This is a genomic window from Nocardioides guangzhouensis, from assembly GCF_004519545.1.
Classification (GTDB): domain Bacteria; phylum Actinomycetota; class Actinomycetes; order Propionibacteriales; family Nocardioidaceae; genus Nocardioides; species Nocardioides guangzhouensis.
Genome location: NZ_SDKM01000027.1, coordinates 21,734 through 35,119, shown reverse-complemented (window position 1 = coordinate 35,119; position 13,386 = coordinate 21,734). Strand labels below are relative to the sequence as shown.

At 72.6% G+C, this 13,386-nt stretch carries 14 protein-coding genes; 9 read left to right on the top strand and 5 right to left on the bottom strand.

Annotated features, from left to right (window positions below; genetic code table 11):
• The first annotated feature begins 26 nt into the window (after positions 1 to 26).
• On the top strand, positions 27 to 950 hold the full coding sequence (locus EKO23_RS17235; RefSeq protein WP_134719365.1) for a LysR family transcriptional regulator: 924 nt from the start codon (positions 27 to 29) through the stop codon (positions 948 to 950).
• Here EKO23_RS17235 and EKO23_RS17230 read toward each other — a convergent pair.
• Genes EKO23_RS17230 through EKO23_RS17210 form a run of 5 tightly spaced genes read right to left on the bottom strand, consistent with a single transcriptional unit; the run spans position 940 to position 6,418 of the window.
• The gene (locus EKO23_RS17230) at positions 940 to 2,331 is read right to left on the bottom strand and encodes an FAD-binding oxidoreductase (protein ID WP_134719364.1); all 1,392 of its coding nucleotides are present in this window, start codon (positions 2,329 to 2,331) and stop codon (positions 940 to 942) included. The genes EKO23_RS17235 and EKO23_RS17230 overlap by 11 nt on opposite strands.
• Positions 2,331 to 3,476, bottom strand: coding sequence for an FAD-dependent monooxygenase (locus tag EKO23_RS17225; RefSeq protein ID WP_134719363.1), 1,146 nt, complete (start codon positions 3,474 to 3,476; stop codon positions 2,331 to 2,333). The genes EKO23_RS17230 and EKO23_RS17225 overlap by 1 nt, the downstream gene beginning before the upstream one ends.
• A gap of 16 nt (positions 3,477 to 3,492) precedes the next feature.
• On the bottom strand, positions 3,493 to 4,296 hold the full coding sequence (locus EKO23_RS17220) for an ATP-binding cassette domain-containing protein (protein WP_134719362.1): 804 nt from the start codon (positions 4,294 to 4,296) through the stop codon (positions 3,493 to 3,495).
• A 4-nt stretch (positions 4,297 to 4,300) separates the two neighbouring features.
• Complete coding sequence (locus EKO23_RS17215) at positions 4,301 to 5,425, bottom strand: ABC transporter permease (protein WP_134719361.1); 1,125 nt, start codon at positions 5,423 to 5,425, stop codon at positions 4,301 to 4,303.
• A 9-nt stretch (positions 5,426 to 5,434) separates the two neighbouring features.
• On the bottom strand, positions 5,435 to 6,418 hold the full coding sequence (locus EKO23_RS17210) for a sugar ABC transporter substrate-binding protein (protein WP_167880530.1): 984 nt from the start codon (positions 6,416 to 6,418) through the stop codon (positions 5,435 to 5,437).
• A gap of 206 nt (positions 6,419 to 6,624) precedes the next feature.
• Between EKO23_RS17210 and EKO23_RS17205 the strand changes: the two genes are divergently transcribed.
• The 8 genes from EKO23_RS17205 (at position 6,625) to EKO23_RS17170 (ending at position 13,386) form a co-directional block, all read left to right on the top strand.
• Positions 6,625 to 6,915, top strand: a complete 291-nt coding sequence (locus EKO23_RS17205; RefSeq protein WP_134719359.1) for a putative quinol monooxygenase — start codon at positions 6,625 to 6,627, stop codon at positions 6,913 to 6,915.
• A gap of 3 nt (positions 6,916 to 6,918) precedes the next feature.
• A complete protein-coding gene (locus tag EKO23_RS17200; RefSeq protein ID WP_246051149.1) occupies positions 6,919 to 7,902 on the top strand; it encodes a fumarylacetoacetate hydrolase family protein in 984 nt (327 codons plus the stop codon).
• A gap of 4 nt (positions 7,903 to 7,906) precedes the next feature.
• A complete protein-coding gene (locus EKO23_RS17195; RefSeq protein ID WP_217702670.1) occupies positions 7,907 to 9,313 on the top strand; it encodes an aldehyde dehydrogenase family protein in 1,407 nt (468 codons plus the stop codon).
• A gap of 7 nt (positions 9,314 to 9,320) precedes the next feature.
• Positions 9,321 to 9,755: a VOC family protein gene (locus EKO23_RS17190; protein ID WP_134719358.1), complete on the top strand. Its 435-nt coding sequence runs from the start codon at positions 9,321 to 9,323 to the stop codon at positions 9,753 to 9,755.
• Positions 9,752 to 10,525, top strand: coding sequence for an SDR family NAD(P)-dependent oxidoreductase (locus tag EKO23_RS17185; RefSeq protein WP_134719357.1), 774 nt, complete (start codon positions 9,752 to 9,754; stop codon positions 10,523 to 10,525). Before EKO23_RS17190 ends, EKO23_RS17185 begins: the two co-directional genes overlap by 4 nt.
• 71 nt (positions 10,526 to 10,596) lie before the next feature.
• Positions 10,597 to 11,547, top strand: a complete 951-nt coding sequence (locus EKO23_RS17180; RefSeq protein ID WP_134719356.1) for a VOC family protein — start codon at positions 10,597 to 10,599, stop codon at positions 11,545 to 11,547.
• Between the two features lie 94 nt (positions 11,548 to 11,641).
• A complete protein-coding gene (locus EKO23_RS17175; protein ID WP_134719355.1) occupies positions 11,642 to 12,421 on the top strand; it encodes an SDR family NAD(P)-dependent oxidoreductase in 780 nt (259 codons plus the stop codon).
• Positions 12,418 to 13,386 carry a fumarylacetoacetate hydrolase family protein gene (locus EKO23_RS17170; protein ID WP_134719354.1) on the top strand — a complete coding sequence of 323 codons (969 nt, stop codon included), beginning with the start codon at positions 12,418 to 12,420 and terminating at the stop codon, positions 13,384 to 13,386. The genes EKO23_RS17175 and EKO23_RS17170 overlap by 4 nt, the downstream gene beginning before the upstream one ends.

Below are 13,386 nucleotides of genomic sequence, written 5' to 3'. Positions count from 1 at the left end.
GGCGGCCGGTGCGCGACACTGGGGCCATGTCCCTGGGCGGCACCGACCTCAACCTCCTGCTCTCGCTCAAGGTGCTGCTCGAGGAGGGCAACGTGACCCGCGCCGGCCGCCGGCTCGCGCTCAGCCAGCCGGCCATGAGCGCTGCCCTGGCCCGGCTCCGGCGCAAGTTCGACGACGAGCTCCTCATCCGCAGCGGCCGGGAGTACGAGCTGACGCCGTTCGCGCAGGAGCTGCTGCCCGAGGTCCAGCACGCGGTCCGGCTGATGAGCCAGGCGCTGCGTGTCGAGGAGGACTTCGACCCGGCGACCAGTGAGCGCACGTTCCGGCTCACCATGAGCGACTACGCGATCGCGGTGCTGCACGACCCGCTGGTCGCCGTGGTCAGCGCGTCCGCGCCCGGGGTCCGGCTGCGCATCGACCACCTCGGTCCGGACGTCCGTTCGTCCGACCGGGTGCTCCTGGAGTACGACGCCCTGGTCGGGCCGCTCGGCTTCGGCTTCCCGGGCGAGTCCCGGCCGCTGTGGCGGGACCGCATGGTGTGCCTGGTGGACGCCGGGCACCCGTGCCTCGAGCGCGGTGGCCTGACCCTCGACGACCTGGGCGAGTTCCCCCACGCGGTCGCCTCGTTCGGGCCGGGCATCCTCACCCCGGTGGACCGGATCTTCGGCGAGCTGGCGATCGACCGTCGCATCGAGGTGACCGTGCCGGGCTTCCTCCCGCTGCCGTTCGTGGTCGAGGGCACCCAGCTGGTCGCCGTGCTGCCGGCCCGGCTGGCCCGGATGCACGCGCGCCCCGGCTCGCCGGTGGCGCAGGTGGAGCCGCCGTTCGACGAGGTGGTGCTGGCGGAGGGCTACTGGTACGGCCGCGACCGGCTCGCGGACCCCGCGCACCAGTGGCTGTTCGCCCGGCTGGACGAGGTCCGCGAGCTGCTGGCGCCGGCTACGGCGTGACCGCCGGCTCCCAGTGGTTCGCGTTCGTGGGGCCGTCCGGCCCCGCGAGGTAGCCGACGAAGAGGCCGCCGGGGTCCCGCCGGGCCCGGATCTCCCGCAGCCGGGACCAGTTGGCGTCGGCCATGAACTTCACCTGACGCCGGGCGAGGTCGCCGTCACCGAGGTACTGGCCGACGGTGACCGGCTCCAGGTGCGTCATCACGTCGGCCAGCCAGGCCCGATGTGCGTCGTCCTCCGACGGGTCCTCCCACAGCACGTAGCTCGCGAGGTAGATCTCCGACTGCATCGAGAACGCCATGTCCGGCAGTGTCCGCAGCGGCGCCATGCTGAACCAGATCGTGAACGCCTTGTCGTTGGGCAGCGTCGTGTACGCCGGTCGCAGGGCGGGCAGTACCCGCTCGACCGGGCCGCTGAGCCAGGCGTTGTCGACCGCCCACCGGTGTCCCTCCGGGTTGTCCGCGAGCTGTCGCTTGCGCTGCTCCTCGAGCGTGGTGGGGACGGCGTCGAGCACCAGCAGCGCACGGTCCAGCGCCGGGTTGTCCCGGAACGGTGCCAGCGCGACGTCGGCCGCCGCGGCGTCGGCGACCAGGGCGACCCCGGTCACCAGCAGGACGGGATCCTCGGAGAGCGACCGGTCCGTCTTCGTGAGGGCGACGATCTCGACGGTGTCGGCGACGGAAGCGTGCGTCCCGTGCAGCCAGGTCATCACCTCGTCGAAGTCGTCGAGCCGGAACGCCTGCACGGTCTGGGCGACGTGACCGGGCGCGGGCATGGTCCGGAGGTGGAACCGGGTCACCACCCCGAAGAAGCCCGGCCCGGCGCCCCGCGCGGCCCAGTAGAGGTCACTGTTCTGGTGCGCGTCCGCGCGCACCAGGTCGCCGTCCGCGGTGACCACGTCGACCGCCTCGACGTGCTCGGCGGCCCAGCCCCACCCGCGGGCGTTCCAGCCCTGCCCGCCCTGGAGGAGGAAGCCGCCGACGCCCACGGTCGGGCAGTGCCCGCCGGGGAAGAACCGGCCCAGTCGGTCGAGGAACGGCGCGAGCACGGCGCCGCCCTGGACGGCGGGGGAGAGCGACACGATGCCCGTCGCCTCGTCGTACGAGAGGTGCTGGAGGTCGCCGAGGTCGATCACCAGCGCGTCGTCGCGCACCGACCACTGCGCCCAGCTGTGCCCGCCGGACCGCACCGCGACCTTCCACCCCCGCTCGAGGGCGAGCCGGACACCGGTGACGACGTCCTGCTCGGAGGCCGCCTTCAGCACGGCCGCGGGCCGCCGCCCGGGCAGGCGCCGGTTGAAGACGCGGTCCACCCGGGCCGCCTCGAAGCCGTCGTCGTCGCGCAGCACCAGCGTGCCGGCGAGCGTGGTCAGGTCGACGCCCATCAGGCCGGGGCGACCAGCGCGTGGAGGGTCTGCCCCATGATCCGGCCCGGATCGGCTCCGGGGGTGTCGGGGTGGATCTCCCACTCGGCGAGCTGGAGGCTGTTGTCGAGCACCATCTTCACGCGCGGGAAGCGACGCTCCATGAACGCGGGCAGCACGGCGTCGACCGGGTCGCCCGAGGTGAGCATCTCGGCCAGCACGACCGCGTCCTCGGCGCACATGGCCGCGCCCTGTGCGATCAGGGGTGGGCAGGCGTGCGCGGCGTCGCCGATGATGATCGAGCGGCCGCGGTGCCACGGCTCGTCGACGCAGATCGCCTCGATCCACTGGTAGTTGACGACGGCGTCGTCCGGGAGGCTGTCGCGCACCTCGCCCCAGGTCCCGCCGTACCCCTGGCCGCGCTCCTTGAGCAGCGCGCCGTTCGGCCCCTCGCCGACGTAGGAGCGGTCGAGGTTCTCCTCGAGCAGGAAGGCGTAGCAGAGGTCTTCGGAGATCGGCGTGTAGCCGGCCTTGTACTTCGGGCCGCCGTAGTAGAGCTCGGAGCAGTCCATCTCGGCCGGCCGCTTGGCGACGGTGCGCCAGATCCCCATGCCGACCGGCTGCGGCTCGGTGTCGATGCCGATCATCCCGCGCACCTTCGACCGGATGCCGTCGGCTCCGACGAGGAGGTCGACGGTCTCCCGGCTGCCGTCCGACAGGGTCACGGTGACGGCGTCGCCGTGGTCGTCGATGTGAGTCAGCGTGGTCCCGAGCCGGACGTCGACCCCGGCCGTGACCACCTCCTCGGCCAGGATGTCCGCGATGTCGCCACGGACCGCGCCCATCGTGCCCGGCAGGTCGGGTCCGCCCATCGGGGGTGTCGGCATCTCGGCGATGACGTGGCCGTCCGCGGTCCTGAGCCGCAGGTGGCTGAACGGGTAGCCACGCTCGGCCAGCCGGTCGTAGATGCCGATCGCGCGGAACGCCTTGAGCGCGTTGCCCTGCAGGGTGATGCCGTGGCCGACGCCGCCGAGCGACGGGCGCAGGTCGACGAGCACGACCTGGACGCCGCGCTGGGCGAGGGCGAGCGAGAGGACGCCGCCCGTGATGCCGCCGCCGACCACGAGGACGCGACGGACCGGGGACTCGGTCAGGGGGGAGGACATGGGTGCTCCTGGAGGGTCAGGCGGGGGTGGCTGCGGGGAACATGGAGGCGCGGGAACCGGTGATCCAGCCGACCACGTGGTCGCGGTCGGTGCCGGCCACGGGGACGTCGGCGACCTTGCGCCCGCGGTTGAGGATCACCATCCGGTCGGCGACCTCGTAGCAGAGCGGCAGGTCGTGGGTGACCAGCACGATCGCGATGCCCTGGTCGGCCATCCGCCTGATCAGGGCCTCGACGTTCCGGGTCTGCTCGTAGCCGAGCGCGGCGGTCGGCTCGTCGAGCAGCAGGATCCCGCCCCGCTCGCCGTTGACCCGGATCGCGCTGCGTGCGATCGCGACCACCTGCCGCTGACCGCCGGAGAGCATCTCCACCGGCCGCGACATCGGGGCCGTGCGTACGCCGAGCCGGTCGAGCTCGGCCTCCGAGGACTTCCGCATCGCCTTGCGGTCGACGAAGCCGAGCCAGCCGAGCGGCCCCGTGCGCAGCGTCTCCTGGCCCATGTTGAGGTTGGTCGCGATGTCCTGCGGCTCGACCAGGGACAGGTCCTGGTAGACCATCTGGACGCCCGCTGCCGCGGCGTCGCTCGGCGCGTGGAACGTGTGCTGGGTGCCGTGCACCGCGATGGTGCCGTGGGTGGGGCGGTGGGCTCCCGACATGACCTTGAGCAGCGTGGACTTCCCGGCACCGTTGTCGCCGAGCAGGCCGACCACCTCGCCGGGCATGACGTGGACGTCGATGTCGGACAGGGCCCGGACGAAGCCGTAGTGCATCTCGATGCCGGACAGGGCCAGGGCCGGGGTCTCGCTCGTGGGTGCGCTCATCGGCTCAGACCTTCTTCTCGTGGACGGACAGGTTCATGGCCATCAGCCGTTCCTCGACGCTGGCCTGGATCAGCCTCTCGAGGAGCAGTGCCCCGATCAGCAGGGCACCGGTGCAGACGGTCGCCCAGTAAGGCTGGATGCCGCGGATGGTCAGGCCGTTGGTGATCGTCGCCAGGATCAGGGCGCCGACCAGGACCCGGGGCAGGCTGCCGCGGCCGCCGGTGAGGGAGACGCCGGCCAGGGCCACCGCGGTGAGCGCGGTGAAGATGATGCCCGGGCTGGCGTTGGGGTTGGCCTCGGTGACGTTGGCGGTGTTCACCAGGCCGCCCAGGGCCGCGAGCACGCCGGAGATGACGAAGCCCAGCACGACGTACCGGTTGCTGGCGATGCCGGCGCGGCGTACCGCCTCGCCGTTGGCGCCGACCGCCATCAGCCGGAGCCCTTCACGGGTCCGGGTCAGGAAGATCGTCCCGATGACGAAGACCACCGCCACGATGAACACCGGGGCCGGGATGCCCGGGAAGGTCTCGCCGCCGTTGATGCGGAAGTAGCGGTGGGTGCCCATGAACTCGAGCTGGACGAGGCCGGGGAACGTGTAGCCCCCGGCCACGACGGCGGCCAGCCCGGTCAGGATCGACAGCGAGCCGATCGTCACGATGATCGGGTTGAACCCGCGGAGCGAGATCAGCCCGTTGAACACGCCGACCACGACCCCGCACGCCAGCCCGGCCAGCAGCGCCAGCCAGGTGGCGTAGCCCTCGGTGAGCATCCAGCCGGTGACGCAGCTGGCGAACGCGGCGGTCCCGGGCAGGGAGAGGTCGAGGACCCCGGTCATGATGCCGATGCCGACGCCCGCCGCGAAGATCGCGGTGAGGGCGCCCGCGTTGGCGATCAGGAGCGCGTTGTCGAGGGTGAAGAAGTACGGCGAGCACCAGAAGGCGAAGACCACGATCAGCAGTCCCCACAGCATGAAGATGCCGCGGTCGCGCAGGAACACCAGGACCGACACCGACCGGGGCACGTCGTGCCCGGTGGGGACCGGGGCCGGCTCCGGGGCAGCCGCCGCGGGGGCCGGGGCCGCGCCCTCCGGCGCGGTTGCCCCCGGCGTCTGTGAGTTGCTCGTGGTCATCGCCATCCCTCAGCCCTCGGCCTTGACGACTTCCTGCGGGACGGTCAGCTGCACGCCGGTCGCCTCCGGGTCGTCGATCATCGTGGTCAGCGCGTCGAACGACTGCGCCATGTCGGCCTCGAACTGGAGCGCGACCACCGCGTAGATGTCGCCGCTCTTGACCGCGGCGAGAGTCTCCTCGTTGCCGCCGGCCTCGGTGATGCACGGGGTGTCCTTGCCGGCCGCCTTGAACGCGCCGACCGCGCCGAGCGCGCCCTCGTCGTTCTGGCCGAACACGGCGGTGATGTCGGGGTTGCCCTGGAGCACGTTGCTGATGTCGGTCTGCGCCTTCGTGCGGTCGCTGACGGTGATGGTGGCGACGATCTCGGAGTCCGGCGCGGTGGCGGCGAGGGACTTCCTGACCTCGGACTCGAGGTCCTCCTTGCCGGCAGTGCCCGGCGCGGACTCGACGAAGAGGACCTTCGACTTCCCGTCGTGCCGCTCGTTGATGCAGTTCCCGAGCTCCTCGCCGGCGGCCTGGCCCTGGGCCTTGTAGTCGATCGTCGAGAACGAGACCCCGGGGACGAGACCGTCGAGGCCGTAGTCCTGGGGGACGCCGTTGAGGACCATCGGGACGCCCTTGTCGAGGGCGGTCTGCACCAGCGCCTTCATCGACGCCGGTGCGACCGCGATCGCCCAGGCGCCGTCGGCGGCGCCGCTCTCGATCACGCTCTGCAGGTCGGTGACCTGCTTCTGCGGGTCGAGCTTCGGGTCCTGGACGGTGACCTTGTAGCCCTTCTCGGTGCCGTAGGCGGTCACGCCCTCGGAGAGCTGCTTCATCGCCGGGATCTGGAGCCCCAGCGGCGAGAAGACGATGGTCCTGGACCCCGAGTCCGAGTCGGTCGCGCCGGCGGCCGGCTGCGTGTCGCCCCCGCAGGCGGCGAGCGTCAGCAGGCTGCTGGCGGCGAGGCCGGCGAGGAGGACCTTGCCGGTCGAAAGAGAAAGGGACGTCACGACATCTCCTGGATCTCGGAGGCGCACCCGGTGGTGGTCGCCTGTGGTGGTCGTCACAGGAAACACGGGCCGTCGGCAACCCGGAACCCACTGCGCGGTGATGGCAGGCATCGACGTCAGCGCTTTCTCCGGGCCCGGTCCGGAGACCTAGCGTGATGGCTCCACCACTCATCGGCCTGCCCGATTCCCCTCAACGAGGAGCCCTCATGGCCTACGTCGTCAGCGCCACCTGGACCGCCGAGCCCGGCCAGGAGGCGGTCGTCCTGGACGCGATCCAGAAGCTCACCCCGCCCTCGCGGGAGGAGGCCGGCAACGTCTTCTACCAGGCCTACCAGGACCCGGCCGAGCCGCTGGTGTTCCGCCTGTTCGAGATCTACGAGGACGAGGAGGCGTACGCCGCCCACGGCTCGTCGCCGCACTTCAAGGAGTTCGGCCTCGAGCAGGCGATCCCGGTGCTCGCCACCCGCGAGCGCGCGTTCTACTCGACGATCGGCTGACCCGTGCGACTCGCTGCCTTCCGCCTCGTGGACGACCACGCCGACGTACGACGCGTCGGCGTGGTGGTCGGCGACTCGGCCACCTGGTGGCTGCACCCCTTTCCGGAGGGGACCGACCTCGTCGGGCTGCTGGCCGCGGACCGGGGCACGCGCGAGGAGGCGGCGGACCTCGCCGCCCAGAACGACGGGCTGCGGCCCGCCGACGTGGTGCTGCTGCCGCCGGTCTACCCGGTGGCCATGCGCGACTTCCTCACCTTCGAGTCGCACGTCGAGGGTGTGAGCAAGGGCATGCAGGGCGCGAGCCACGTGCCCGACGAGTGGTATGCCGCCCCGTCGTTCCTGTTCATGGCCCCGCACGCCGTGCACGGCCCGTACGACGACGTGGCCATGCCGGCCGACACCGCGCGCCTGGACTTCGAGCTCGAGCTCGCCGCCGTGGTCTGCCGCGACGTCCGCAACGTGACGCCCGAGGAGGCCCGCTCGGCGATCGGCGGCTACTGCGTGATGAACGACTGGTCGGCGCGCGACGTGCAGCGCCGGGAGATGACGCTCGGCCTCGGGCCCTCGAAGGGCAAGGACTTCGCCACCACGATCGGCCCCTGGGTGGTCACCGCGGACGAGCTCGAGGACTGCCGCGACGAGGACGGCTTCCTCGACCTGAACATGGAGGTCCGGGTCAACGGGGCCCCCGTCGGCGGGGACCGGTCCGGTCACATGGGCTGGTCCTTCGAGCACCTCGTCTCCTACGCCTCGCGCGCGTCCTGGGTCAAGGCCGGCGAGGTGCTGGCCTCGGGGACCTGCGGGACGGGTGCCCTGGCCGAGACCTGGGGACGCACCGGCGAGCTCGACCCGCCGCCGATCCAGGTCGGTGACGTGGTCGAGATGACCGTGGAGCGGGTCGGCACCGTGCGCAACCGGGTGGTCCCGGACGACGAGACCGTGCCGGCCGTCGTACCGGCGCGGCGCCGGGTCCGCGAGGAGGTCTGAGCCGGTGACGATCACGACCGTGAACCCCGCCACCGGCGGCGAGCTCCGCAGCTACGCGACCCACGACCGCACGCAGGTGGACGCGATCCTCGGGGCCGCCCACGCCACCTCCCTGCGTTGGGCGGGGACGCCGCTCGAGGAGCGGCTCCAGCTGCTGCGCCGGGTGGGCAAGCTGCTGACCGACCGGCGCCGGCAGTACGCCGCGCTGGTGACCGCGGAGATGGGCAAGCCCCTCACCGAGGCGCTCGGCGAGATCGACAAGTGCGCGCTCAACTGCGACGTCGTCGCGGAGCTGGCCCCGCAGTGGCTCGCCGACCACCCGGTCCCGAGCAGCGCCCACTGTTCGTGGCTGCGCTACGAGCCCCTCGGCGTCGTGTTCGCCGTGATGCCCTGGAACTTCCCGTTCTGGCAGGTGCTCCGGTTCGCCTGCGCGGCGCTCGCCGCCGGCAACGCCGCGGTGCTCAAGCACTCGCCGAACGTGACCGGCTGCGCCCTCGCCCTCGAGCAGCTGTTCGCGGACGCGGGAGCGCCCGAGGGCCTGTTCGCCAGCCTCCTGGTCGCCGAGCCCGACGTCGCCGAGACCAGCGCCCGTGTCATCGCCGACCCGCGGGTCGCCGCGGTGACCCTGACCGGCAGCGACCGGGCCGGTGCGGCGGTCGCCTCGGCCGCCGGACAGGCGCTGAAGAAGACCGTCCTCGAGCTCGGCGGCTCGGACCCGTTCGTGGTGCTCGACGACGCCGACCTCGACGCCGCCGCGGAGGCGGCCGTCCGATCGCGCTTCGGCAACGGCGGGCAGAGCTGCATCGCGGCCAAGCGGTTCGTCGTGGCGGACGCCGTCGCCGACGAGTTCGTCCGGCTGCTGGCGACGAAGGTCGCGGGGCTCCGGCTCGGCGACCCGACCCTGGTCGGCGTCACTGTGGGACCGATGGCGCGTCCCGACCTGCGTGAGCAGCTGCACCGGCAGGTGGCCGAGACCCTGGCCCAGGGCGCGGCCCTGGTCGCCGGTGGCCGGCCCGTCGACGGGCCGGGCTGCTACTACGAGCCCACCGTCCTCGACCACGTCCTCCCGGGCATGACCGCCTTCGGCGAGGAGACCTTCGGGCCGGTCGCCGCGGTGGTGCGGGCCCGCGACGACGAGCACGCCCTCGCCCTCGCCAACGACACCGACTACGGCCTGGGCGCCGCCGTCTGGGGCAGCGCCGAGCGGGCCCTCGCGGTAGGCAGCCGGATCCGGTCCGGTGCCCTGTTCGTCAACGCGGTCGTCGCCTCCGACCCGCGGCTCCCGTTCGGGGGGACCGGGCGCAGCGGCTACGGACGCGAGCTGTCGGCGGAGGGGACCCGCGAGTTCACCAACGTCCGGACGGTCTACGTCGGAGACGCCGTGGGCCCGCTGCCCGCGGTGACAGAGTAGGAGCGCCATGAGCACCCTCGACCACGTCGGCCTGAACGTCGCCGACCTGCCGGCGATGACGCGGTGGTACGCCGCGGCGCTCGGGCTCACCGTCGAGCTCGAGTTCGCCCTCGACGACGTCGACTTCCGCGGCACGATGCTGGTCAGCCCGGCCGGCTACCGGATCGAGCTCCTGCACCGGGCCGGCAACCGCCCCGGCCTCCGAGCCGCCAGCCCGGTCGAGGCCGCGCTGACGCGTGGGTTCGGCCACCTCGCCCTGGACGTCGAGGACGTCGACACGTCGTTCGACGGGCTGGTGGCGGCGGGCGCCACCGACCGGATGTCGCCGCGCCCGTCGCCGGAACCCGGCGTCCGCATGGCCTACGTCGCCGACCCCGAGGGCAACCTGATCGAGCTGCTGGACCGGACCTCGGCCCGGCGGCGCGCGGCGGTGTCGGCATGACCGGCCGCCTGGACGGGAAGATCGCGCTGATCACCGGCGTCGGGGGCGGCATCGGTGGCACCGCGGCCGCGATGTTCGCCGCCGAGGGAGCGCGAGTGGTCGGCTGCGACCTCGACGAGGCCGCCGCCGGTCGCACCGAGGCCGCGGTGCGCGCTGCCGGTGGCGAGATCACCGTCCACGGCGGCGTCGACCTCGGGGACGCCGGCCAGGCGGAGGCCTGGGTGGACCGGGCGGTCGCGACGTACGACGGCATCGACGTGCTCTACAACAACGCCTCCACCCAGCGCTTCGGCTCGCTCGACGAGCTCAGCGTCGCGGACTGGGACTTCACCATGCGCAACGAGCTCGACCTCGTCTACTACACGGTGCGCGCCACCTGGCCGCACCTGAAGGCGCACGGCGGCGGCTCCATCGTCAACGTGGGCTCGATCGCCGCGACCCGGGGCGTCGAGTTCATGCCGCAGAACGCCCACAGCGCCGCCAAGGGCGGCGTGATCGCGCTGACCCTGCAGCTGGTCGTCGAGGGCGGCCCGCTGGGCATCCGCGCCAACGTGATCAGCCCCGGGCTGGTCGAGACCCCCAACACCGCGCCGATGCTGGCCGACCCGCCGGACCGGATGCGGCGCGTGGTCCTGGACCGGATCCCGCTCGGGCGGCACGGACGCCCCGAGGACGTCGTCAACGCCGCGCTCTACCTCGCCTCCGACGAGTCCGCCTGGGTCAGCGGCGCCCACCTCGTCGTCGACGGAGGCGGGTCGGTCCTCGGCTGAGCCCCCTCCGCTGGTTGAGGAGGGCGCTCTGCGCCCGTCTCGAGACCAAGGAACCCAAGGAAGAAGGAAACATGAGCGGCAACCTCAACGCATTCGGCATCACCCACCTCAGGCACGTCGACCTGGCGGTGCCCGACTACCAGACCCAGCGGAGCTTCTACACCGACCTCTGGGGCCTCACCGAGGTCGGCACCGACGGCGACCTCTCCTACCTCGCCGCCGAGGGCTCCCCGGAGCAGTACGTCATCCGGCTGCGCCGGGCCGGCGAGAAGCGGCTCGACCTCATCTCGTTCGGCGCCACCGACCCGGCTGCCGTCGACGCACTCGCGGCCAAGCTCGCGAGCGAGGGGGTCCAGCTGGTCAGCCAGCCCGACAAGCTGCAGACCGCCGGCGGCGGCTACGGCTTCCGGTTCTTCGACATCGACGGCCGGGTCATCGAGATCTCGGCCGACGTCGAGACCCGGCAGCACCGCGAGGTGGAGGAAGGGGAGTCGATCCCGGTCCGGATCTCGCACGCGGTGATGAACTCCAACGACCCGACGCGCACGAAGGACTTCTACGAGAAGTACCTCGGCTTCATGCTCAGCGACACGCTCTGGGGCGAGCACATGGGCGAGATGATGCACTTCATGCGGTGCAACGACTGGCACCACAGCCTGGCCATCGCCCGCGGGCCGCACACCTCGGTCCACCACGTCTCGTTCGAGCTGCGGGGCCTCGACGAGTACATGCGCGGCACCGGTCGCGTGATGCGGGCCGGCATCAAGAAGGTCTGGGGGCCGGGCCGGCACAACGCGGGCAACAACACGTTCACGTACTTCCTCGACCCGAGCGGCAACACGATGGAGTACACCACCGAGCTCGAGCGGCTCACCACCGACGAGTGGCACCCGTCCGTCTACGACATCGCCGACCCGATGACCCAGGACGTGTGGGGGACCGCGGACCCGATGAGCGAGCTGATCGCCCGCGAGAGCTTCAACGACCCCGACCGCGGCGTCTTCGTCGCGCCGCCGGTCTGACCCGCCACCGCCGGTCGAGGAGCGAGACCGCTGGTTGAGGAGCGAGCGCCAGCGAGCGAGCGTCTCGAAACCCGGTGGGACGAAAGGAGACGACATGAGCAGGGTCGACGGCAAGGTGGTCGTGGTCACCGGTGGCGCTCGCGGGCAGGGCGCCGCCGAGGTGGCCGCGCTCGCGCGCGCCGGCGCCACCGTGGTGCTCACCGACGTGCTCGACGAGGAGGGCGAGGCGCTCGCGAAGACCCTCGTCGCCGCGGGCCTCGCCGCCGCCTACCGGCACCTCGACGTCCGCGACGCCGACGGCTGGGAGGCCCTGGCGGACGACCTCCGGTCGACGTACGGCCGGGTCGACGCGCTGGTGAACAACGCGGGGGTCGCGGGACGGGACCGGCTGCCCGACGTCGACCTGGAGACCTGGCACCGCACCTTCGACATCAACGTCACCGGGCCGCTGCTGGGCATCCAGGCCCTGGTGCCGCTGATGCCGGCCGGCTCGTCGATCGTCAACGTGTGCTCGGTGGCCGCCCTCAGCGGGCACGTCGCGGCGGCGTACACCGCGAGCAAGTGGGCGCTGCGCGGCCTGAGCCGGACCGCGTCGCTCGAGCTGGGCGCCCGAGGCATCCGGGTGAACGCGGTGATGCCCGGACTGGTGGAGACTCCGTTGATGGCGAACGCGTCGCCGGCGTTCCGGGCCGCCGCCGTCGCCGAGGTGCCGCTCGGCCGCACCGGGACCGTCGACGACGTCGCCCCGCTGATGGTCTTCCTGGTCTCCGACGACGCGGCGTACATGAACGGCGCGGAGCTGGTCGTCGACGGCGGGCTCACCGCGCACGTGTCCCACAAGGGCATCGCCGACGCGATCGGGGGAGCGACGTGAGGCTCGCGACCGCCCGGGTCGGCGACCTGGTGGTCGGTGCGGTCCTCGCGGAGGACGGCCTGCACCCGCTGCCCGACGGGCTGACCGTCGACGACCTGGTCCGGGCGGGGCTGCCGGCCGCGCTGGAGATCGGCACCAGGGCGCTGGCCGGGGTGGCGCTGCCGCTGGCCGGGGCCACCCTGCTGCCGCCGCTGCACCCGTCGAGCGTGCGCGACTTCGTCACCTTCGAGTCCCACGTCGAGGGCGTCCGGCGGAGCGTCGACGACGCCGTCGGCGTCCCGGACGCGTGGTACGACGCCCCGACGTTCTACTTCACCAACCCGCACGCGATCGTCGGGCCGGGCGCGCCGGTCCGGCGTCCCTGGGGCTGCCGGGCCCTCGACTTCGAGCTCGAGGTCGCGTGCGTCGCCGGGGCCGAAGGTGCGTCGTGGACCGAGGCCGAGGCCGGGGACGCGATCTTCGGGTACCTCGTCCTCAACGACTGGTCCGCCCGCGACCTCCAGAAGCGCGAGATGCGTGTCGGGCTCGGCCCGGCCAAGGGCAAGGACTTCTGCACCTCGATCGGCCCGTGGCTGGTCACCGCCGACGAGCTGGCCGACCGGGTCGACGACGACGGGTTCCTCGACCTCGACTGCCGGGTCACCGTCAACGGCGTCGAGGTCGGCCGGGACCGGCTCGCGCACATGGGCTGGTCGTTCCCGACCATGCTCGCCTACGCCTCGCGCGACTCGCTCGTGGTCCCCGGCGACGTCCTCGCCTCCGGCACCACCGGGGGCGGCGGCTGCCTGGCCGAGCTCTGGGGCCGGGCCGGCCGGCAGGACCCGCCCCCGCTCCAGCCCGGCGACGTCGTCTCGATCACGGTCGAGCGGCTCGGCACCCTCACCAACACGGTGGTCGACGGCACCCCCGTCCCGCCCCTCACCCCGTTCCGCCGCGCGTCGCGGCAGACAGCAGAAAGCAGGTAG